The 22495-nt window shown below is 61.3% G+C and carries 16 protein-coding genes and 2 pseudogenes; 5 read left to right on the forward strand and 13 right to left on the reverse strand.

The genetic code is table 11. The features are described from left to right. Positions 1–157: 157 nt before the first annotated feature. The 3 genes from AOC05_RS11980 to AOC05_RS11990 all read right to left on the reverse strand — a co-directional run bounded on the left by AOC05_RS11980 (position 158) and on the right by AOC05_RS11990 (position 7489). The gene (locus AOC05_RS11980; RefSeq protein WP_197277825.1) at positions 158–2218 is read right to left on the reverse strand and encodes an FAD-dependent oxidoreductase; all 2061 of its coding nucleotides are present in this window, start codon (positions 2216–2218) and stop codon (positions 158–160) included. A gap of 155 nt (positions 2219–2373) precedes the next feature. Beyond that, complete coding sequence (locus AOC05_RS18970; RefSeq protein ID WP_082357960.1) at positions 2374–2973, reverse strand: transposase; 600 nt, start codon at positions 2971–2973, stop codon at positions 2374–2376. 1984 nt (positions 2974–4957) lie between these two features. Beyond that, positions 4958–7489, reverse strand: a complete 2532-nt coding sequence (locus AOC05_RS11990) for an excinuclease ABC subunit UvrA (protein ID WP_062007417.1) — start codon at positions 7487–7489, stop codon at positions 4958–4960. A 445-nt stretch (positions 7490–7934) separates the two neighbouring features. Between AOC05_RS11990 and AOC05_RS11995 the strand changes: the two genes are divergently transcribed. Genes AOC05_RS11995 through AOC05_RS12005 form a run of 3 tightly spaced genes read left to right on the forward strand, consistent with a single transcriptional unit; the run spans position 7935 to position 9973 of the window. Continuing rightward, positions 7935–8627: a histidine phosphatase family protein gene (locus AOC05_RS11995; RefSeq protein ID WP_062007418.1), complete on the forward strand. Its 693-nt coding sequence runs from the start codon at positions 7935–7937 to the stop codon at positions 8625–8627. Between the two features lie 24 nt (positions 8628–8651). Beyond that, the gene (locus tag AOC05_RS12000; protein ID WP_062007419.1) at positions 8652–9206 is read left to right on the forward strand and encodes a DUF3090 domain-containing protein; all 555 of its coding nucleotides are present in this window, start codon (positions 8652–8654) and stop codon (positions 9204–9206) included. After that, positions 9206–9973, forward strand: a complete 768-nt coding sequence (locus AOC05_RS12005) for an SCO1664 family protein (protein ID WP_062007420.1) — start codon at positions 9206–9208, stop codon at positions 9971–9973. The genes AOC05_RS12000 and AOC05_RS12005 overlap by 1 nt, the downstream gene beginning before the upstream one ends. A 169-nt stretch (positions 9974–10142) precedes the next feature. Here the strand turns inward: AOC05_RS12005 and AOC05_RS12010 are convergent, their stop codons facing one another. From AOC05_RS12010 to ychF, 8 genes and pseudogenes are all read right to left on the reverse strand, one after another. Then, entirely contained in the window at positions 10143–10796 is a 654-nt protein-coding gene (locus AOC05_RS12010; RefSeq protein ID WP_062007421.1) for an SDR family NAD(P)-dependent oxidoreductase, read from the reverse strand. Between the two features lie 911 nt (positions 10797–11707). Further along, a pseudogene (locus AOC05_RS12020) lies at positions 11708–11960 on the reverse strand (HigA family addiction module antitoxin). A gap of 40 nt (positions 11961–12000) precedes the next feature. After that, positions 12001–12300, reverse strand: coding sequence for a type II toxin-antitoxin system RelE/ParE family toxin (locus AOC05_RS12025; RefSeq protein ID WP_154605906.1), 300 nt, complete (start codon positions 12298–12300; stop codon positions 12001–12003). A 476-nt stretch (positions 12301–12776) separates the two neighbouring features. Then, on the reverse strand, positions 12777–12920 hold the full coding sequence (locus AOC05_RS19810; protein WP_197277826.1) for a hypothetical protein: 144 nt from the start codon (positions 12918–12920) through the stop codon (positions 12777–12779). Beyond that, positions 12917–13540, reverse strand: a complete 624-nt coding sequence (locus tag AOC05_RS12035; RefSeq protein WP_062007423.1) for a nucleotidyltransferase domain-containing protein — start codon at positions 13538–13540, stop codon at positions 12917–12919. Before AOC05_RS12035 ends, AOC05_RS19810 begins: the two co-directional genes overlap by 4 nt. A gap of 178 nt (positions 13541–13718) precedes the next feature. Then, positions 13719–14230: pseudogene (locus AOC05_RS12040) on the reverse strand (recombinase family protein). A gap of 524 nt (positions 14231–14754) precedes the next feature. After that, entirely contained in the window at positions 14755–16116 is a 1362-nt protein-coding gene (locus tag AOC05_RS12045) for a TrkH family potassium uptake protein (protein WP_062009727.1), read from the reverse strand. A gap of 589 nt (positions 16117–16705) precedes the next feature. Further along, positions 16706–17791, reverse strand: a complete 1086-nt coding sequence (gene ychF / locus AOC05_RS12050; protein WP_062007424.1) for a redox-regulated ATPase YchF — start codon at positions 17789–17791, stop codon at positions 16706–16708. 117 nt (positions 17792–17908) lie between these two features. Between ychF and rmuC the strand changes: the two genes are divergently transcribed. After that, positions 17909–19108, forward strand: a complete 1200-nt coding sequence (gene rmuC, locus AOC05_RS12055) for a DNA recombination protein RmuC (protein ID WP_062007425.1) — start codon at positions 17909–17911, stop codon at positions 19106–19108. A 20-nt stretch (positions 19109–19128) separates the two neighbouring features. Here rmuC and AOC05_RS12060 read toward each other — a convergent pair whose 3' ends face one another. Beyond that, positions 19129–20208 (reverse strand): 4-hydroxy-3-methylbut-2-enyl diphosphate reductase, encoded by a 1080-nt coding sequence (locus AOC05_RS12060; RefSeq protein ID WP_062007426.1) that lies wholly within the window; start codon positions 20206–20208, stop codon positions 19129–19131. A 9-nt stretch (positions 20209–20217) separates the two neighbouring features. Continuing rightward, the gene (locus AOC05_RS12065; RefSeq protein WP_157374978.1) at positions 20218–21051 is read right to left on the reverse strand and encodes a hypothetical protein; all 834 of its coding nucleotides are present in this window, start codon (positions 21049–21051) and stop codon (positions 20218–20220) included. 186 nt (positions 21052–21237) lie between these two features. Here AOC05_RS12065 and xseA point away from each other — a divergent pair, with 186 nt between their 5' ends. Beyond that, on the forward strand, positions 21238–22494 hold the full coding sequence (gene xseA, locus AOC05_RS12070) for an exodeoxyribonuclease VII large subunit (protein ID WP_062009729.1): 1257 nt from the start codon (positions 21238–21240) through the stop codon (positions 22492–22494). Position 22495 lies beyond the last annotated feature (1 nt).

Below are 22495 nucleotides of genomic sequence, written 5' to 3' on the forward strand. Positions count from 1 at the left end.
AGTTCCATGTGCTGATCGCTCCACAACGACTGCAGGCTCCGCACCCTAAACATTGGCAGCATTGCGCCTCAGTGGTGGGCCCCAGTTTGCCAGTAACACGACCATGCCGCCCCATCGGATGGACGGGGCGGCATGGTCGTGACGGGTCAGGAGCTGTTTACAGCTCGGTTACCACGTTCCACGCGGAATGGATGGCGCCGTGAATGTAGTTAACCGCACTGGCATCGCCTATGACGTCAACGCTCATACCGGCGTCACGCAACTCGCTGGCCAACGGCGCGGCGGCGGTGGTGCCATCTGCGTAGACCACCATGGCCGCCGGGGCGCTGAAGGATTCCTCGCCTTCAGTCCACTCGACCGTCTTGGGCGTGATGCGCGTGATGGCAACATTGCGGTGAATCTTCACCCCGTGGTCAAGGGAATCCTTCACCGCGGTCCAGCGGCGCGGCATGGCCAACGGCAGGCCTAGCTGCTGCTGCTCATGCAGAAGAGTAACGTTGCGTCCACGCTCGGCAAGGAATTCGGCGAGCTCCAGACCAACCAGCGAGCCGCCAATAACCACCACGTTCTTACCCATGGGCAGCCAGTACTTGGTGAACTGACGCACGAACTCGGGGCTCTTTGTCAGGCCGGAGAGGCGCCCCATTTTGCCCAAGTTGCTGAGTACGAACCCAGCCTCCTGCGCTGTCGCCGTCCCGAGCATCATGGCGCGCAAAGTGTCGCCGGTCTGAACGTTCGGCAAGTCTCCGCCGGGGAAGTCTGGCTTGGGACGGACAGCGCCGGTTGCCACGATGACGTGGTCGGCGTTCAACGCACGGATCGTCTCAATGGTGGCCACCGTGTTCAGCTTGACCGCGATGCGTAGGCGCTTGATCTCAGCCTTGAACCAGTGCAGCAGGCGCTCGTTATCAGGTGTGGTCATGGTTGAGAACCACATCGTGCCACCTAGACGGTCTGACTTATCGATCACTGTGACGCGGTGGCCGCGCTCGGTCAGGACCCGCGCGCTCTCCAGACCTGCCGGTCCTGAACCGACGATAACCACGTGCTTGGAGGAGGATATCGGCTTCAGCGGGAGCAGCTTCTCGTTGCCCAGTGCCGGATTCACTGCACAGAACGGAGTGTCGTCGAAGAAGTTCTCGGCGACGCAGAGGTAGCAGTTGATACAGGGGCGGACCTGTTCAGGCGTGCCCGCGCGCAGCTTGTTCGGCAAGTCCGGGTCAGCCAGCAGTTGGCGGCCCATGGCGGCGAAGTCGACTCGTCCCTCGGCGATTGCCTTTTCTGAGACATCCGGCAGCATGCGTCCCACGGCGATGACCGGGATACTGACGTGCTTCTTGATCTCGGCTGCGTTGTCCAAGTAGGCGCCGACAGTGTTCGGAAGCGGGCCCTCGGTAAAATTCTCGAAGGGGTTGCGGCCCCAACCGGTCACGTGAATGGCATCCGCGCCGGCCTTCTCGAACAAGCTGGCCGCCTCGGTAGCTTCCTCGAGGGTCAAGCCCCCCTGCTGGCCGTATTCCTGGCCGGCGACTCGCACGATGACGGCCAGATTCTCTCCCACACGGGCCTTTACTGCTGCGGTAACCTCGCAGGCCAGGCGTGCACGGTTGGCCAGCGTTCCGCCGTATTTGTCAGTGCGCTTGTTATCGCGCTGGTTCAGGAACACTCCTAGGATGTAGCCGTGGGCGGCGTGGATCTCAATGGCATCTGCACCCGACTTGGCGATGCGTTCTGCTGCATCGGCCCAGGTCTCGATCAGCCAGGAAATGTCGTCGCTAGTCATGTCTTTGTAAGCAGCCTGTTTGCCGGCGGTTGCCTCGCCCATTTTGCGCAGTTCATCGGGAGTGCAGTCCGCGAGGGCGCCCATGTTGTATCTGTAGTCAGGTTGGTTTGGGGCCAGCACCGCACGGTCGTTGGCTATGTCAACGCGGGCCACTTTGCCGTGATGCGTGGACTGGATACACAGCTTGCTTCCTGCCGCGTGTATTGCGTCTGCGAGCGCAGTCAATCCCGGGATGAACTTGTCGTCGGACAGACCGGGTTCTTTCATGGAAGCCGCGCCATAAGGGAAGGCAATGGCGCATGCCCCGGTGATAATAAGGCCTGCACCGCCCTTCGCTCGCGCCTCGTAGTGGGCGATTTCCGCGGGTTCAATCTCACCGTGCTCGGAGACGTTCATGTCCATCGCTGGAAGGATGATCCGGTTCGCGGTTTTCATGGGTCCGATCCGCCCCGGAGCCATCAAATGGGGGAATGATTTTTTACTCATAGATCCAGAATACTGGCCTCAGGACAGCTTTTTTGCCATTCGTCGGAAAATACGCATGTAATCCTTCGAACTGGCTACCCATGTGACTGCCGCGAATATTCGCTCTATGGGGTTGGCCAGGGACGTTTGAGCGGTGTTCCGGCGAGTGTGCGCGGCAAGGTATGGGGTGTCCATGGCGGGACGGGACGTCCTTTGGCATGCGGTGGATGACGGCCAGGCTTGTAAGGGGCGGGTGCACCTGCAACGGCTGACTCGAGCAGCCGGAAGAACAGCAAGCCCCTCGTTTGTGAGTTACGTCGGTTGAAGCGGAACACTAACTCGTCCAAGTACCCCCGGAGACGCTCGGGCAGCACGCTGCCTTGGTAGGTGCCTTCAAGGATCCGCTTGGACAGGGAAAACAAGAGGTGCACCCCCGGCAGAGACAGGTGCGCGGGCTGGCTCGAGGCTTTGACATTGTGCACCTCAATGGCGGCCGCTGCTCGTGGGTAAGGGGGGCCACCCATCCCTGGTGAGTGTCGCCCCGGGGACACGTGGGCTCGGATGAAATCGGACAGGCTTGCCGATGAAGCATCGGCGATGACCTGCAGCCTTGCCCGGCCAAATCCTTCGCCCCGGCGCTCAATCGCGCCCGCCACGAGCGTCTTTCCGGCGGCGCCGCGTCCGAAAATGCCGGGCCTGTTTCCGTCAACGAAGGTCTCGTCCAATTCGACCCGCCCGCTGAGCCGGTCAGGCCGGACTGTGCATCACCGGTCGCAGTGTGTGTGCGTCATCGTCCATGCAGTTTGGTAGCTGCCAATCTCCGGCACCCGTTGCAGGGTCAATGCCGATATCCCTTGCCTCGACGCCATCACCAGCCACGCCGCCTCGAACCGGACAGTCAATGGGGTGAAAGTGCGATCGAACACCGTTCCGGCACCAACGCTAACCCAGCGTCCACAGCCAGCGCACCGATGCATGCCCGTCACGGTGGACCAGTCATCGACGTCCGCGCACTACGGGCAAACGAACCTATCAGGACAACGCAGCCAATCCAGATTGTCAAGACAGCCCGCGTCCGATCGGAAACATGCGCACAGTTCCGGCAGCGATCCCGGAACATCTCGGCGTTCCACTGGAGAATCCATCATGAGCGACACGATATGTGTAGCCCCCGACATCGCGGCAGTCACATGCATAACCAATTCCTTCGTTTTCCCGGCACGCTCCTGCGCGCGGGCCGGGCGGTGGGATGCCCGCTGAGAACAGGCGTGTCACACCCGCGCCCCTTATGAAATGGCCGGAAGCTGGGATGAGTTCGGCGGTCGTGGAGCTGAACCACATGTAGTTGCCCGGAACCGTGGCCAGCTCTGCGCTCCGTGCGCCGCTGACGAACGATGCGCGTTTCGCACGAACGATGCGCGTGTCGCAAAACGGACAAGTACCAAAGAATCCATAGTGGGGGACGGCGACGCAACACCGTTGGCTCGCTCAGGAGCGCCGCACCACCGCGGAGCGAGCGAACCGGTTCAGCGAGTTTAGGTCCCCAGCCGCGCTGTAGTCGGACACTCACAGCTCGCATCTGTCATCACTTTTCAGCATGCAGGAGCTCAGCCTGATTGCTCCGACATGCGCTCTGCCAACGCGGCATGGCTCCGGGCCAGGATGAGAGGCCACCTTGGCAGCATAGCGAGTGGGCACGGTGCCCGAAGACTCGTTCCATGCACCGTTCCAATGGTCGCGGTGGTGATGGCCGTGGCTTTCATGGTTACGAGCTGTGGTGGATTCCGATGAGCCGCAGCGATGGGTATAGCAGCAGTGGTGCTCGTCCTTGCCGGGACCAGGCCCAATGAGCTAACAATCCGCCCTACCCGCGGCATCATTTCACGGACACAAAACACTGCAGCCCGGCCGATATCCATCGATCGAGCCGCTTTATTTTAGGGCCAAAGCGAAACGTCAGACCCTGAAGTCAAGCACCACGTCATTGCGGTACTTGGCAACCTCTTGTTGGCGACCCGATGTCTTTACACACGGAGGTTCCTGTTCCACAGCTGACGCGTAGCTCGTTGGATGTGCTGATGGATTCGACGCTGACCGTGTCTCCTAAGCCAGCAATGTGATCCTCACTCCGGACACCGGCGCCGAGCACTATCACAACGATCACCACCTGCAGCTTCCTGGCCATGGCGAAGCCATTTCTTTGGCCGCCCATGAACGCCGTGGATGACTCGACCATCAAACCTACCGAAAAGTGCTGCCGCCTCACCGATCGTACTGCCGAGCGTCTCGTGGTCACCAGCGACCTACCCAGCCGAAGAAAGGAACAGTCGGTCCACTCACGCCCGAACCATGAGATTGCCCTGTGTTATTGAAATCTGGACACAATTGAACCTTAGCGCAGGGTGATTTCTAACGGCAATCGTTTTGGAGGCCAGGTGGAGGAAGTGACTGGTGTAATCGCTACCAGGTCTTTGCAGCCGTGGTTCGGAAGGGGCTGATGAACCTGGCCCCCGGATTGCCGGCCACGCCAGTAAACCGATCGTTCATCATAGCCAGCAGCGCAGCCAAGGATTGCCGGTCACCCAGGTCTGCCGAGGCCAGTGCGGCCGTCGCGGCGTGTATACCAGCCCGAGCTAGACGGGCCGACTTTCGCTCTGGAATTACATGCCGGGTGCGGGCTCGCACGACTCCGTCCATGGCACTTCCTGTTTACGAGGCCGGCAGCGGTTCCAATCCCAGCCGTCGCGCAAGGTAGTGCGACGTCCGGGAATCCGGTTCCACAGCGATCTGCGCCGGCGTCCCGGTGGCAACGATCCTGCCCCCGGCATCCCCTCCCGCCGGTCCCAGGTCGATGACCCAGTCTGCAGCGGCCACCACGTCCATGTGGTGCTCCACCACGATCACCGTGTTCCCGGCATCGACCAGCCGGTTCAACTGCCCCAACAGCAACTGCACATCGGCCGGGTGCAGCCCGGTGGTCGGCTCATCAAGCAGGTAGAGCGTGTGTCCGCGCCTCGCGCGCTGCAATTCGGTGGCCAGCTTGATGCGTTGGGCCTCGCCACCGGAGAGCTCGGGTGCAGGCTGGCCCAGTGTCAGGTATCCCAGTCCAACCTCGCGCAAAGTGGTCAATGACCGTGCCGCAGCAGGGATCCCTGCCAGGAAATCGGCCGCCTCATCCACGCTCAGTTCCAGCACCTCGGCAATGTTCTTGCCCTCGTAGGTGACTTCGAGCGTCTCGGGGTTGTAGCGCGAACCATGGCAGACCGGGCAGGGACCATAGCTGCCAGGAAGGAAGAGCAACTCGATTTCCAGGTGGCCCTCTCCTAGGCAGTTCTCGCACCGTCCGCCGGCGACGTTGAAGGAGAAGCGGCCCGCTCCGTAGCCGCGTTCCTTGGCCAGCTCGGTCTCCGCGAAGGTCTTGCGCACTGCGTCGAAGAGTCCAGTGTAAGTCGCCAGGTTCGAGCGCGGGGTCCTGCCGATCGGTTTTTGGTCCATCGCCACGACGCGATCGATACCCTCGGCGCCTCGCACAGCACCGATCACCGCATGGTTGACCTCGGTGTCCGTTTCCTGGCCGTTGGTTCCCTCGGACGCGGCCAATAGCCCCGGCATCTCACCGTGCAAAGTCTGGGCCATACCTTGTGCCAGCGCCTGGCTAACCAGGGTGGACTTTCCGGAGCCGGAGACCCCGGTGACAGCACTGAGTACACCCAGCGGGAACCTCGCATCCAGTCCCACAAGGTTATGCAGGTGTACGCCCTCCAATTCCAGCCATCGGACCCCTTCACGCGGTTCCCGGATACCCTCGTTGCTGCTGGGATGGCCCAGGAACTTGCGGGTCACCGACTCCGGAACTTCCTCCAAACCGGCAACCGGTCCGCTGTAGAGCACCAGGCCGCCCCCGGCGCCGGCCCGCGGACCCACATCGACGATCCAGTCGGCACTGGCCACCACATCCATGTTGTGTTCCACCACGAACACAGAGTTGCCGGCCGCCTTGAGTGCCTCGAGTACCTCAAGCAGCGGTTGGGCGTCGGCGGGGTGTAACCCGGCCGAGGGTTCGTCCAGAACGTAGATCACTCCGAAGAGTCCCGAACGCAGCTGGGTGGCGATGCGCAGGCGTTGCATTTCCCCAGGGGAAAGCGTCGTAGTCCCGCGCTTCAGGCTCAGGTAACCCAGGCCCAGCCTAGTAAGCACCTCGATACGCTCAAGCAGGTCCGCGGAGATCGAGGCGGACACGTCGCTGGCCGGTTGTCCGTCGCGTTCAAGGACCGAGAGCTGACGCAGCACCCCGGCCAGTGAATCCAGTGGCGTTTCGTTGAACTGTGCGATGTTCAGCCCCGCAACGGTGACCCCGAGCGCCTCCGGGCGGAACCCGGTTCCGGCGCACGTCGGGCATGGTCCGGAGTGCATGAATTGAAGTGCTTTGGCACGCATCATCTCGGACTTCGATTCGGCCACGGTGTGCAATACCGAGCGCCTCGCGCTCCAGAAGCGTCCCTTGTACGGCTTGGCGACGCGGTCGCGCTCCGGAGTCACCTCGACCACCGGTTGCTCGTCGGTGAACAGCAGCCACTCGCGCGCCTCCTTCGGCAACTTCTTGAAGGGCACATCCACGTCGTACCCGAGCTGCGTGGTGATGTCGCGCAGGCTCTTGCCCTGCCAGGCGCCGGGCCATGCGGCGATAGCACCCTCGCGGATGCTCAGCGATGGATCAGGCACCAGGGAATCCTCGGTGACGGTGTGGAGAATGCCGAGCCCGTGGCACGCCGGACAGGCACCTACCACGGTGTTCGGCGAGAACGAATCCGAATCCAGCCGAGTGGCCCCCTGCGGGTAGTGCCCTGCACGCGAATAGAGCATTCGCACCGAGTTGGACAGGGTGGTCAGGGTGCCGACTGTCGAGCGTGAAGAGGCGGTGCCGCGGCGCTGTTGCAGGGCCACCGCCGGTGGCAGCCCCGAGATGAACTCGACGTTCGGGGTGTGGCCTTGGGCGATGAGCCGCCGGGCATAGGGCGCAACCGATTCCAGAAAGCGGCGCTGCGCCTCGGCAAAGATCGTGCCGAAGGCCAGGGAAGATTTCCCTGAACCCGAAACCCCGGTGAAGGCGACGATGGCATCACGCGGGATGCGCACCTCGACGTTTTTCAGGTTGTTTTCGTTCGCACCGCGCACATGCACGAACCCGTCATGAATTCCGGGCGCGGCAAGGATCTGGCCGTCCTGTCCAATGCTGTTCATCTTCCCTAGCCTAGACGCACCTAGCGGTCATTAACCGGCGATAACCACCCGTTCCCCCAGAGCGCACCGAGCTGGGTCGATTGCCGCGCTCTCGGCATGGTACCCAGGCTGAATCCGCGAGGGTGGACTTCCAGGGCTTGCGCAGTGGTGCCTTGGGGATCCAGGGATCGGAGGCCAACAAGTTGATCCCGACGCTGGCAGAGTCATAGCTGGTGGCCTGGATCGCCTGCACGGTGGTACCGGCGCGGCCGCGGCCGCGGCTGAGGAGGGTTTTCTTGGAGTTTTAGACGTTGAAGCCGAACTCCACCACGTTCCGGCACAGACCAGCCTTTGAATGCCCCGTGTGCTTGAAGGGTTCCGTCGTTGCTTTACCTGCCCGCTCGACGCACTACGCAGTACGCAGTGCGGTTCGCGCCCCCATCGGGCGGGTCGTTATGCTGGTTGGATGGCGACAGTTATTCTCGTGCGGCACGGCCGCACCACAGCGAATGCCACTGGGCTGCTGGCCGGCCGGGCGGAGGGGGTCGACCTGGACCAGATCGGGCGCGACCAGGCGGCTCTGACAGGAGACCGGCTCGCGGCAGTTCCCCTAGCCGGGGTGGTGTCGAGCCCTCTTGAGCGTTGTCAGCAGAGCGCCCAGCTCATCCTCGACCGCCAGGCTGGTACGCCGAACATGCTGGCCGATCCTGCTCTCATCGAGTGCGACTACGGCCAATGGCAGGGCCGCACACTGCGTGATCTCGCGACAGAGGATCTGTGGCCGGTGGTGCAGTCGCAACCGTCCGCCGTCGTATTTCCTGGTGGTGAATCAATGGCCGGGATGCAGGCTCGGTCTGTGGCAGCCATTCGACGCCACGACGCAGCCTTTGAAGCCGAGTACGGGCCGGAGGCCGTATGGGTTGCGGTCAGCCATGGTGACATCATCAAGGCAATCCTTGCCGACGCGTTCGGAATGCACCTTGACCTGTTCCAGCGCATTAACATTGGCCCTGCCTCTGTATCGATCGTGCACTACGGCGTTAGCCGGCCGACTGTCTACGCGACCAACACCAACGCGGGCGATCTATCGTGGCTTTCCAAAGACATCCTCTCCGGCGATGCGCCGGTGGGCGGCGGTGCAGGGCAAAAAGCGCCGTGAACCAAACATGCCTAGAATACTGATATGCCTACACATATTCACGAGTTTAACTGGCCTGATCGGGCCGTCGTTGGCACCATTGGCGTTCCGGGGGCGCGAACGTTCTACCTGCAAGTGCGCGCAGGAACACGAGTCGTCAGTATCGCCCTCGAGAAGCAACAATCGGCTCTGCTCGCGGAGAAGATCGACGAAATTCTCGACGAGCTCATCACCGTCGAGGGCAACCCCTTCAGCGTTCCCACCAGTACTCCCATTGAACTTGTCGACAATGACCAACTCGAGGCCGTCCAGGAACAGTTTCGCGCCGGGGCCATGAGCTTAGGGTGGGACCCAACCATGGCCCAGGTCGTCATTGAGGCCCACCCCATCACCACTGTCGATGCTGATGACAACGACGAATGGCTTGGAGAAGACGGCGCTGACGAGTCCGAAATGCTGTTGGTGCGAATGCCTGTCGGTACCGCCCGCGCGTTCGCCAGGCGTACCCGCGAGATCGTAGGCGCTGGGCGTCCGGCGTGCCCACTCTGCGGCTACCCCATAGACGCCGACGGGCACATCTGTCCCCCTCCCGAGGTCTGATGGCAGCGCCGAACCTAGCGACCGCTGAGCTGACTCTCACCGGCCGCATCACGACGGCTTCAAACGCTACGTTTCTGGGCAGCATCGGCGACGTGGCGGTCGTCTATAAGCCGATAGCAGGCGAAAGTCCGTTGTGGGATTTTCCCCAAGGATGTCTGGCTCATCGAGAGGTGGCCGCGTATCTTCTCTCGCAGGTCTTCGGCGGGGACGTGGTGCCACACACGTGGCTGCGCGATGGTCCGATGGGCCTAGGAATGGTGCAGCTCTGGCAGGAGCAAGACCCCACCCAAAACGCCGTGGACCTAGTCGCCTCGGACCTTGTGCCTGAGACAGGCTGGAAATATGTTCTCCAGGGACGCGGTGAGAACGGCCGGATGGTTGCGCTCGTTCACGAAGACTCGCCAGCGCTGCGACGTATGGCGGTGTTGGACATCATCATCAACAACGCCGACCGCAAAGGTGACCACGTACTTTCGATGGCTGACGGACACCGGTACGGTGTGGACCACGGGCTCACCTTCCACAGTGAACACAAGCTGCGTACGGTGCTGTGGGGATGGGTGGGAGAGGATCTAACCGCCGAGGAACGCGACGGCCTAGATCGTGTCAGCGAAGGACTTCGCGGTGAGCTGGGGCGAAATTTGACGGACTTGCTCAGCGCCGAAGAAATCGCATCGCTCGCCGCGCGTTGCGCCCGATTGAGCTTGACAGGACGCTTTCCGGCTCCAAGTGGTGAGATGTCGGCTGTGCCCTGGCCGTTGTTCTAGGGGAACTGCGGTTGCCGCCCCTGCGACGGGGAAGGACCATCTGATGCTTCAGCTAAGTTCGGGGCCAGCACAATGTGGATTCGATGCCCAGACGGTCAAGAATGAACTCAGTTGCAAACCCATCCGACTCTTTCGCATGCAGCGATCAGTTTCATCCTCTTGGCCGCGCCTAAAAAGCGGTACTGGGCAGGTCCTTCTCGCCGTCGACGATTGCGGTGATGATACGCGCTGCCACGAGGTCAGGATCCAGCGCGGCTGCGAATCGCGGAGCTGACCCTGCGATCGGGTGCTCGGACAGGGCGGTGCCGGTATGGCCAGGGCGAGCATCCACGATCCGAATGCCCGCGCGACGATACTCGCGTGCCCCTGCGAGAACGAACGAGGCGAGCGCTGCTTTGGACGCCGAGTACGCTGCCAAACCAACGACGGGAGCCTCCGCGACAACGCCGCTGAGAGTTATCACGAATGGCTCTCGGCCCTCACGTGCAGAGGCCGCGAGGTAGGGATGGCTTTGGGTAATGAGCTGGATTGCACTGGTGGTGTTCACTGCAAATAGTTCCTCCACCGTGGATGGTGCGAGCTCCGATGCGGCGCCGAAGGCAACGACCCCCGACGCAACGACCAGCCCGTCGAGACGCCCGTGCAGCGCATGCGTGGCATCAAGCACCTCACGAACAACAGCGGATGAGCGTAGATCGTGCCCGGCAGACTTTGAGGAGCGGACGACGACGGCGCCGTTACTCTCCAGCTCGGTGGCGATCCGCGAACCGAGACCGCCGCTCGCGCCGACTACCAAAACAACCGCACCCTGAAGATTCGTCATGGGTAGATCCTAAATCATGCGCGTCAAAGCAGCGCGGTAGTTTGCGTACAGGCTTCGAGCTGTCGGGCGCGATCGAGGACCTGCACGTGCTGCTCACATCCCCTCGGCCCCCGACTTCCTGGGACGGCGAGACCAACGGCGATTATGGCCAAAGTGGGCCTTCCAACGGGCGAAATTTTGCTTCATCGCATGCCAATCCCTGCGTTTGAACTCTCCAACAGTGAGGGAGCTATGCGGTGCTTCACGCCTCTGGACGCCGCGGTGGTAACACCTACGGGTACCTGAATCCCGATAAGTGGGCGGGGCTCGATCAGGGCCAAAGGTGGCGTCTAGCCGGTATCGCTGCGGAGATTTGATCGGGAAAGGTTCCCGGTCCGCGGACAGAAATGCCCGGAATGTAATAGCATTCCGGGCATTTCCTGCGGTCTAGACCGAAGCGGCTCTAGACATTGAATCTAAATTCCACCGCATTCGGTAGTCAAATAACCTTTGACGAGATTCGGGGCACTCTGCGGTTCACGAACGCGTATTCTCTGGCAATCGGTTCAGCTCGAGTCCTTCCCGCGTATAGATGCGCCGCCCGCCGTCAGTCGCCATCAGTTTGGCCCTGTCGACACCTGCCCTACGCGCCCAAGCCATGACGGCGGCGAACGCGGCACTTCCATGTCCCGATCCTCGGTGCTCGGTGCTCGGGCAAAGTGCACACGTTACTGATCAATACATCTCGACCGGCGGGGCACATGGGTGATGGAGCGGAATCTCGAATAGTTCCGACCGCTGCTGCCACTGCAGAGAGGCCACATCTCCCGCGCCCATCGCGCGAAACATCTGTGCTCGCAGGGCAAACAGAGCGGAAACGTCCTCGATGGTCGGCGGACGGACCGACAATGCACCAGTATCGTCCCGCACTCTCATGCGACCTTCAGCGGGGTGATCGCCGCAACCTTGTCCCTCAACACGCGCTGCTCGAGTCGCAGCTGGTAATTCGACTGCAGGTTCATCCAGAACTCCTCGGAGGTCCCGAAGTACCGCCAGACAAATCGCCGTATCAGCCGTAATTCCCCGCTTGCCCTGCACGATCTCGTTGATGCGACGCGGCGGAACGCCGATCGACACGGCGAGTTTGTTCTGCGTGATCCCGAACCCCCCGATGAAGTCCTCCATCAGGATCTCTCCCGGAAGGATCGGCTCAATCAGGTTGGCCTCAGTGGTAGTCGACGAGTTCAACGTGGTCCGCGCCTCCCTCTCTCCAGACGAAGCAAAGACACCACTGCGCATTCACCCGAATGCTGTGCCGCCCACTACAGTCGCCGACCAGCCGATCCAACAGGTTCCCCGGTGGGATCCGGAGATCCTCAACATCCTTCGCCGCATCGATTAGTTCGAGCTTCCGCAAGGTCGCTCGCTGCACCGTCCGGTCGACGCGTTTGACGGACTGCTCATGCCAGATGTGCTCGGTGTCCTTGCTTATCTCCCGAACGATCTGATCATGCGGCCAGCGCATAACGCTCTGCGTCAATAGCGCTAGACGTTAACCCGAACTCCACCACGTTCCGGCACGGAGCAACCTCCACTGGCGGCGCAGGCTCAATTGGAGCCCGCAATCTTCTGGTCTACGAGCAGGGCAGTGCGCGACTGCGAGGTGCCGGAGGATGGACCATCTGGGAGAGATCAAGCCCGATCAGCGGGCTTTTCGGGTCCCTACGATGGGTGTTGGAGCCCCTACAGTGACGCTCTATCAACCAGCGATCGTGCCGCCCGCTCGGCGCTAGTGAGCTTGGCCCCGCTGATGGGGTCATGTCCGTAACCGGCGCGGGTCTTCAATCCAAGCACGACACCAAGTGAGTTGGAAGCTGGTTTGTCTACCGAGGCGAGCAAGGCGATCGCATGCTGGTGGTCTTGGCCCTTGGAATGTTTCCCTAGCGCGCCAGCGCAGATTGCATCTGCGGCCGCGATTCCGGCATGAACGTACAGGGTCACTCAAGCGTCCGCGACGTCCTCACTGTCGGAGAGTTCACGGGCATCGTCTGCTACGTGCAGGAACTGCTTGGCTTTGGCAAGTCGGCCTTGTTGGACCACCTTGTCGGCTGCGACGGTTCTGGTGTTGGCATCCTTCGGAGTCATGTACGGGCCTTGTCTCTTCGGAGTTGTTTGCGAAGCCATGACGGGTCTCCCGCGATGGCGATTCCCTCCTCGAGGATAGAGTTAAAGATGCTCGCTGGCCGCACTTCTGAACTCCGGTAAACAAGTGGACGCACGTCGTTGCCGGTCCACAATGTCGCTTGGGCGGCAAGTCGACGCATGGAGTCTTCTACAGCGTCTTCTGTCGCCGAGTCTGGCATGACTACCAGTAGGTCAATGTCGCTATCTGCTCGCATTTCGTTACGGGCAGCTGAACCGAAGATCTTTACGGTGAGGGGTTGGATCTGCCACTCGGAAATAATCTGACTCATCCTGGCAAGTAGCTCGCTCTTTGCATTGGCGATTTTCTGGCTGGCCTCCGCCAGTAAGTGGTCCAAGTTCAGCGTGTAGGCATGACTTCGGCCCGTGGCACGTTCCAGAACTACACCTTGTTCCACAAGGCGTGCCACGGATTTGCGTACACCTTGAGACGATCCTTCCTCGGGCAACAACTGGTGGATCTGGTGAACTGAAAGGTACTGTTCGGTTCGCGCTAACACCGTAAGTATTTGAGAATCGAGGCCAGTTGTACTGACGACTGCGAACGGACTTTGCAGGCGCATTCTCGCTCCTCTCTACGCTCCGGGACAGAGAAAGTCTTCCACAGAAACAGACCCGAGTTCACGAAAGTAGACGAGTAGGTCACCTTAGATGCGCTGCCAAGCTGGCCGCAGAAACTAGCTGCTAAGGATCGCTGGAGTCAATGGAGGGGTCGCTGCAGAAAAGGGATGAAATCGTACGTTAGCGGTCGTGTGCGGGGATCCATCTATAGAGGGCGTGGATCGAGACTCGGAGGTTTCTGGCCACCTCGGGGGGGTGGGGTGCCGTTGGCGAGGAGCTGTCGTGCTGAGGCGATCTTGCTGTCGGTCATTTTTCTTTTGCGGTCGGGGAGGCGTCCCTGCTCTCGGGCGGCCGCCAGTCCGGCGTGGGTGCGTTCGATGGTGAGTTCTGGTTCCATTTGGGCCAGTGAGGCCATGATGTGGAAGTAGAACCTGCCGGCAGGTGTGGTGGTATCGATCTGATCAGTGAGGGGTCCGAAGCCGATGCCACCTTCGTGGAGCGTCTCGGTGAAGGCGATAAGGTTCTTCACCGTGCGGCCGAGGCGGTCGAGTTTCCAGACAACCAGAACATCGCCATCACGTAAATGTTCCAAGGCCTGCTCCAGTGCCGGTCGGTTGGTGCTCGTCCCGGCCTTGTCGGCGTAGATCTTGGCGCATCCGGCATTGGTGAGTGCTTATTTCTTGCAGGGTCAGGTTTTGGTCTTGGGCGGATACCTTGGCTTAGCCCATGAGCATGGCGGCATGGTTCTTGTTGTTGTGAGAACCTCACCGGCAACTACACCTGGCGCAACACCACCAAACCCGGGAAACTCAGGATACTGCGCACCCGAAACGGCTGACCATACGATCTCACCACCATGCCGCAGAAGCACCGAACTCCTCTTCCTTACGACGCAATAAAATCCGTTTTCTGCAGCGACCCCATGATTACCGACAAGCCCGCTATTGTCCAGGAAGCCCGGGCCACCCTGCACCGACATCAACAGACGCTCACGGACACCGAGTAACTCGGACAAAACCCCTTATCTGTCACTTCAGGACAGCTCTAGCAGGACCTGGTTAGCCAACTGGCCCTGTATGACACCTTCAGGAGTACCGGGCCCTAGAGAAGAACGCGTCCTACGTTCTGAGGGTCACGGGCCGAATAGCCGCCGAATATTTCACGAGTCACACGCCACTTAGATTGTTTCTAAGGTGGCGGTGTCCCGTTCTCGGAGTTAGCCGATGATGGGTCTTTCCTGGGGCAGTTTGAAGAGTTTGGGTTTCGAGGAGAGTGCTAGAGCTGAGGCTACTGTGATTGTCCCTATTCGGCCGGTGAACATGAGCGCCATCAGCACCCATTGGGCATTGACTGGCAGTTTACCGGTGATTCCGGTGCTCACCCCCACGGTGGCGAAGGCGGACGTTGATTCAAAAAGTACTTGTTCGAGACTGAAGTTGGTGAACATGAGGAGCAGAACCGTTCCGGTGGTTACTGCCGCGACTCCGAGCAAGGCGACGGTGAGTGCTTGGCGTTGCACGGAGGAGCTGATGGCGCGGTGGGCGATCGTGACTTCGTCACGGCCCCTGATCTCATTCCAGATCGCGAATGCCAGGACGAGGAAGGTGGTGATCTTGATGCCGCCGGCTGTACCGGCGCTGCCTCCTCCGATGAACATGAGAATGTTGGTGATCATCAGCGTCTCGGGCGTCGCCGCACCGTAGTCGATGCTGTTGAATCCGACTGTGCGCGGGAAAACACTACCCGCCAGGGAAGCCAGGAACTTTCCGCCGACGCTCAATGGCCCCAGAGTTTGCTCCCGGTCCCATTCAAAGGCGGCGAAAAGCACGAACCCCAGGACCAGTAGCAGGAGGGTTCCGTAGACCGTCATGCGTAGATGGATGTTCCAGGTCCTGACTTTGACTCCGTCCTTGAGGAGGGTAATGAGAACGGGGAAGCCGAGCCCGCCAGCGATCACGGCTACGCAGAGGGGGATGATGATCCAGGGATCCTGGGCGAATCCGATAAGGCTGTCGCTGTAGAGGGCGAAGCCGGCATTGTTGAATGCCGAGACCGCGTGGAAGACTCCATGCCAGAGGGCAGTTCCCAGGGTGTCGTCGTAGGCGATTCGGAAACGGATGGTCAGCACGGTTGCGGTGAGAGCTTCGAAGATGGCCATGATCTTGGCTACCCGAAACAGCACGGAGCGGACGTCGCCGAAGTTCAGAGTGTGGGTTTCGGACTGGGCTACGAGCTGGCCTCGCAGACCAATGCTCCTGCGTACCAGTAGCGCGAGCAGGGTTGCCAGGGACATGATGCCGAAGCCACCGACTTGGATGAGTCCCAGAATCACTGCTTGGCCCATGGGTGTCCAATACGAGGCGGTGTCGACCGTGGCCAGACCGGTGACACAGACCGCTGAAACCGCGGTGAAGAGCGCCGGCATCATGCCCTCGACGCCACCGCCATTGCGGGAGGCCGGAAGCATCAGCACAGCAGCCCCAACGATGACGACCGCCAGAAATGCCAGTGGCACCGAGCGGACGGGGTGCAACAACGCGCGGCTGATACGGCCACCCTTGGTCCGGAGCGTGGCCATCGTCCCTGCCAGCGTGTTCGAGAGCAGTTCACTGGGGCGTTCGAAATGGTTATGTCCGCCGTCATCGGGCTTCACTGTGGTTCCCTGCCCGTCATCGTCCTCGCAACCGAAGTTCTTCAAGAATGCCACGACCAGACGGCTAAGAACGAACCAAAGCATACGCCAGAAATCAACGAAGAATCGTCACTAACATACGATCTGATCCGTTTTCTGTAGCCACCCAAATGGAGTGCGGGACCCAAGGCGTACCCCGATCGCGTCCCAAATTGTGCGTTGCAGCGGATCTCCGCCACGTCGCGAGGCGGACGAAAATACCGCCATGACCGTCCACGGCCCACAAGCGCCTGCGGCGCGAGAGTCGACGCGACAAAGGAGCCGTCCACGCCCAACTCGACCACTACAACGTCGGCAACATCGAAGGCATGGCCCTGCCACCCCTGCGATGGAGCCCCCTACTCTCGAACGCTCGTTGACTACTCACTGAGCGCTCAGCATTGTTGACTGGGCCTGATCAAGGAATAACACAGACGCCTATAGCACAGTTGAAACGTGTGATTTTGATCCTCAGAAAGCGCGAGAAATCAACGATTTAAACGTTGAAACGGAACTCCACCACATCGCCGTCGTGCATAACGTATTCCTTGCCTTCAATGCGAACCTTGCCCTTGGCCTTCGCCTCGTGCATGGAACCGGCCTCCATGAGGTCCTCAAAGTGGACTACCTCGGCCTTGATGAAGCCGCGCTGGAAGTCCGAGTGGATGACGCCGGCAGCCTGGGGTGCGGTGTCGCCCTGGCGGATAGTCCAGGCGCGTGTTTCCTTAGGGCCAGCGGTCAGGTACGTCTGCAGGCCCAGGGTGTGGAAGCCGACGCGGGCCAGCTGGTCCAAACCGGATTCATCCTGCCCGTTCATTTCCAGCATTTCGCGGGCTTCTTCCTCGTCAAGCTCGGCCAGGTCTGCTTCGAGCTTGGCGTCCAGGAAGATGGCGTCGGCGGGGGCCACGAGTTCACGCAGCTCGGCCTGACGCTCAGGGCTGTTCAGCACGGCGTCGTCCACGTTGAACACGTAGATGAAGGGCTTGGCGGTCAGTAGACTCAGTTCCTTGAGGTACTCCACCTCCAGCTTGTCGCTCTTGACGGAGGAGAAGATGGTATCGCCGCGCTCCAGTACCTTTTGGGCGGACAGGATGGCGTTGAGCTCGGCAGCGTCCTTCTGCTTGAGCTTGACGGCCTTTTCAATGCGCGGAATGGCCTTTTCAACCGTCTGCATATCGGCCAGGATCAGCTCGGTATTGATGGTGTCCATGTCCGAGCGCGGGTCAACCTTGCCGTCAACATGAATCACATCGGGGTCATCAAAGACGCGGATGACCTGGGCGATGGCCTCGGCCTCGCGTATGGTGGCCAGGAACTTGTTCCCCAGGCCTTCACCTTCCGAGGCGCCCTTGACGATGCCTGCAATGTCCACGAAAGTCACGGTGGCCGGCAACAGGCGGGCCGAGCCGAAGACCTCGGCGAGCTTTGCCAGACGAGGATCGGGCAGGCTGACCATGCCAACATTGGGCTCGATCGTGGCGAACGGGTAGTTCGCTGCGAGCACGTTGTTGCGGGTCAGTGCGTTGAAAAGGGTTGATTTGCCGACGTTGGGCAGTCCGACGATGCCAATAGTTAGAGCCACGAGACAAGCTTACCGGCAGGGTACCAATTTCGCCGCTTGCGGTGAAACTGGGCCGCGGTGGCGACCCCGTCCGCCGCAGAATCGAACTTTGTCAGAGCCTGATGGCAAGGTGGTGTCATGACTGGAATTGGATGGCTTGTGGCGGTATTGATGTTGTTGGTGGGGCTGCTGGTGGGCGCAGCAGTAGTGGCATGGTTCCTGCGGGGACGCCTGAGGGGGGCCGAGGCGGAGGCGAGCGAAGCCCGCCAGCGCTTGGGTGAGTTAAACGCCAGTTTTGCCGCGGCCGACGCCGAACGCAGACTCTTGTTCAATCAGAACCGTGCGCTCTCGGCACAGCAGGGCTCGGATTCCACCGTGTTGCAGGCTTTGGGGCCGGTCTCGGAGAAGCTCAATGCCGTCCAGCGCCAGGTGACCCTCCTAGAGCGGGACCGGGTGGAGCAGTACGGACAGCTGGCCGAGCAATTGCGTGTCGCGAAGGATGCCGACGCAAAGCTGCTGGCCACCACCACGTCCCTCGCCTCCGCGCTGCGCTCGAATAGCGTTCGGGGCAAGTGGGGCGAGGTGCAGTTGCGCCGGGTGGTGGAAGCTGCGGGCATGCTCGCCCACGTGGACTTTGACGAGCAGGTACACATTGCCACCGTTGACGGGGCACACCGCCCCGACATGGTGGTCCGGCTGCCCGGTGGCAAGGAACTAGTGCTGGACGCGAAGGTCCCGCTGGCCTCATACCTGCAAGCCCACGACGCCGATAGTTCATCGGGCGCGGAGGCCAGTGAACATCTGGCCCGCCACGCCAAGGCGGTCCGGGCGCACGTCGATGCACTCGCAGCCAAGAAGTACTGGACGTCGGCGCACAATTCACCCGAGCTGGTGATCTGCTTCGTCCCCGTGGAGTCGATCCTGTCCGCGGCATTGACCTCCGACCCCGGATTGCTGGACTATTCCATGACGAAGAATGTGGTGCTTGCCTCCCCCATTTCACTGCTGGCCATTTTGAAGTCGGTAGCGTTCAGCTGGCGGCAAGACGTGCTGACGGAAAGCGCCAAAGAGCTCTTTGACCTTTCGGCCCAGCTCTACACAAGGCTCGGCGTCATGGGCGAGGCCGTCTCCAATGTTGGTGCGTCGTTGAAGTCCTCAGTTGACCGGTACAACAAACTCGTGGGAACACTGGAAGGACGTGTCCTGCCAACGGCGCGCAAGCTGAACGCCTTTGACCCGAAGACACTTGACTCCCCCGCCCAAGTGGAATCCACGCCCCGCATACTCACGGCCCCGGAATTCAACAACCCTTCCAGCGAATTCGGCGCCGCAAGCTGACCGCACCACCCGTACAGGCTTTAGCGCAGGTTGGAGCTCTTGACACCCTTGTAATCGGGGTCGCCGGCGGCCTTCATGGTGGCGCGGAGTTCCTTGGGCAGGGAGAACAGGATGTCTTCCTTGGCCGTGACCACTTCTTCAACACTGCCGTAGCCGTAATCGGCCAGCAGGTGCAGCACGTCCTGGACCAAGATCTCCGGCACCGAGGCGCCACTGGTCACCCCAACACTGGCCACGCCCTCAAACCAGGTCTCGTCAATTTCATTGGCGAAGTCCACACGATAGGAGGCCTTGGCACCGTACTCCAGGGCCACCTCGACCAGGCGCACGGAGTTGGAGGAGTTGGAGGAGCCCACCACAATGACAAGTTCCGCCTGCGGGGCGATCTCCTTGATGGCCGTCTGGCGGTTGGTGGTGGCGTAGCAGATGTCGTCGCTGGGCGGATCCTGCAGCTTGGGGAAGCGCTCGCGCAGGATTTCAACGATCTCCATGGTCTCATCGACCGACAAGGTGGTCTGGGATAGCCAGATCAGGCGGTCGGGATCGGAGACCTTGACGGTGCGTGCTTCGTCCGGGTTGTTGACGATCGTGATGCTCTCGGGCGCCTCCCCATAGGTGCCTTCAACTTCTTCATGGCCTACGTGGCCGATGAGCAGGATCTCGAAGTCGTCATTGGCGAACCGGACGGCTTCCTTGTGGACCTTGGTCACCAGCGGGCAGGTGGCGTCAATAGTGCGCAGGCCGCGGTCGTGCGCGGATTGGATAACAGCCGGTGAAACGCCGTGCGCTGAGAAAACCACCAAGGCGCCCGACGGGACTTCCTCATTCTCCTCCACAAAAATGGCACCCTTGGCTTCAAGGGAGGAAACGACGTGAACGTTATGCACAATTTGCTTGCGCACGTAGACCGGGGCTCCATGGTGCTCCAAAGCCTTTTCTACGGCAATGACAGCCCTGTCAACACCGGCGCAGTACCCGCGCGGGGCAGCCAGCAAGACCCTCTTCGGGCCGGCTACCGAGGCGGCCGCAGCCACCTCTTCGGGCGACCGGCGTCGTCGGGGAATGGCTGGCATGGGAAAGGAAATGGCAGTGGTGCTCATGCCCCCATCCTACGCGGTGGGCGTGCGCCGAACCATGCGAGCTAGGACACCTACAACCACCAGGCACCCGGCAACGATGAAGCCCGCGGCGATTCCCCACTGCCAGCTCTCCTTGACCAGTTCACCCAATTGGCTACCAAATTGAGCTGCGACGTCGTTGGCGGGACTGATGTCCACGAACCGGCCGGCCACCCAGTTGGAACCGAGCAGCCAGGCAAGAACCACCAGTGCCAGTCCGAGTCCAGCCAGCACGACAGTCCGGGCCTTGTACCGGGCCACCACAACCGCCAGCGCGAAAAGGGCGACGGCGAAGACCATGAACCAGACTCCCGCGCCGGCCACCGCGCTCACCAGCGGCAGGGTCTTGGCCACGGCAGGCTGGTCCACGCTGATCAGCACCTCGGAGGGAACGGGCAGCTTCACGCCGACGTCTGCCGAGACGTTATTCGCCACGAGCCCCACCAAAGGGGCAATGTCCAGGTTCAGTTCACCCGCGATGTTTTGATCCGCAGTTGGCGCGAACGTCAGGGCGTGGCTGCGGCGCAGGGTTTCGGCCCACGCATCCGCGTAGCCATGTTGGGATGACAGCGACCGGGCCACGGTGGCGATCAGCTCGGCAGCCAGGTTTTGCAGTTGTGGCGGCAGCGCCAGCTGGGCGGCGGACTGTGTCGCCACAACGTTTGCAAGGCCGTCTTGAAATTCCTTGTTCGCGCCCAGCGGTCCCGCCAACTGCACGAAACCGGCCTCGTCAACGACGTTCCGTTGCATCCAAATGGACGGCCCGGCAACAGCAGCTAGCAATAACGCAACTATGACGAGTACCGCTGAGCCCGCTGAGCGCACGTGCATTTCCTTTGCTTGGTGCCAAGTTACGAAAGCAAGATGGCGTAAGTGGTGAAGTTCCACTTTAGGGCATGAGACCCCGAGCCCGGCGAGTGCGCCTGTGGATGACTGGACGTGATTGTCGGTTCGCAAAGTTAGAGTAGTTCCAAGTAGTTATTCAGCAAACAAGGACGGTGAGAAGTGCCCATGCAGGATGCTCCCGAGCAGAAGATCATTCCCGTCACGGCAGCCGAGACCAGTCCGGAGAACCCATGGCCGTTGCAATTGCTGAGCCAAAAGCTCAAGGCCCATATTGAAAAGGCACCGCCGGCATGGGTTGAGGGCCAGATCATCGAGCTCAATACCCGGGCCAATGTCAGCTACCTGACCATCCGTGACATGGATGCCGAGGTGTCCCTCAGCGTGACCGTGTGGGGTTCGGTGCTGGGCCAACTTGCCACTCCGCTGGAACGGGGCGCACGCGTGGTTGCCCAGCTCAAGCCTGATTTTTGGATGAAGACCGGCCGCCTGTCGATGCAGGGCAAGGACATCCGCCCCGTCGGATTGGGTGATTTGCTGGCCCGGATAGAGGCCCTGCGACGCGCCCTGGCCGCCGAAGGCCTCTTTGACCCTGCCCGCAAGAAGAAATTGCCGCTGCTGCCGCACAGGATCGGGCTCATCACGGGCCGCAACTCGGACGCCATGAAAGACGTGCTACGCAACGCGGCGCTGCGCTGGCCTGCTGTGGAATTTGAGGTCCGCGAGGTGGCCGTCCAAGGAGTCAACGCCGTGTCGGCCGTTATTGGCGCCTTGCAGGAACTTGACGCGGACCCGCGCATCGACGTCATCGTCATCGCCCGCGGCGGCGGTTCCTTGGAAGACCTGTTGCCGTTCAGCCACGAGTCTTTGATTCGTGCCGTCTCAGCTGCCAACACTCCGGTCGTCAGCGCTATTGGCCACGAGGCGGACCGGCCACTGCTCGATGAGGTGGCAGATCTCCGCGCCTCCACACCAACCGACGCCGCCAAGCGCATTGTGCCCGATGTGAGTGAGGAGCTGCGCCGCGTGGATCAGGCACGCATTCAGCTCAACCGGCGTATCGACCAGCTGCTGGAGCGCGAAGGAGACCGTCTTGCCCAGCTGCGTTCCCGGCCTGCCCTGGCAAATCCGGAGGCCGGGCTCACGGCAAGGTACGACGACGTAGTGAGGCTCCGTGGGCGGGCCCAGACGGCCGTCCGTACCCAAGTCAGCCGCCACATCGACCAACTGGGCCACCTGCGTGCCCAGGTGCGAGCATTGTCGCCGCAGAAAACGCTCGATCGAGGCTACGCCGTCGTGCAGCTTGAAGACCGCAGCATTGTGCGCCAGCCGGCCCAGGCAACTGGCGGTACGCGCTTGAAAATCCGGGTTGCCGGTGGCGATTTCACCGCCGTGGCAAACGCCTCACCATCCACCTCCAAGTAAG

Origin of the sequence: Arthrobacter alpinus (genome assembly GCF_001294625.1) — a bacterium.
Taxonomy (GTDB): Bacteria; Actinomycetota; Actinomycetes; order Actinomycetales; family Micrococcaceae; genus Specibacter; species Specibacter alpinus_A.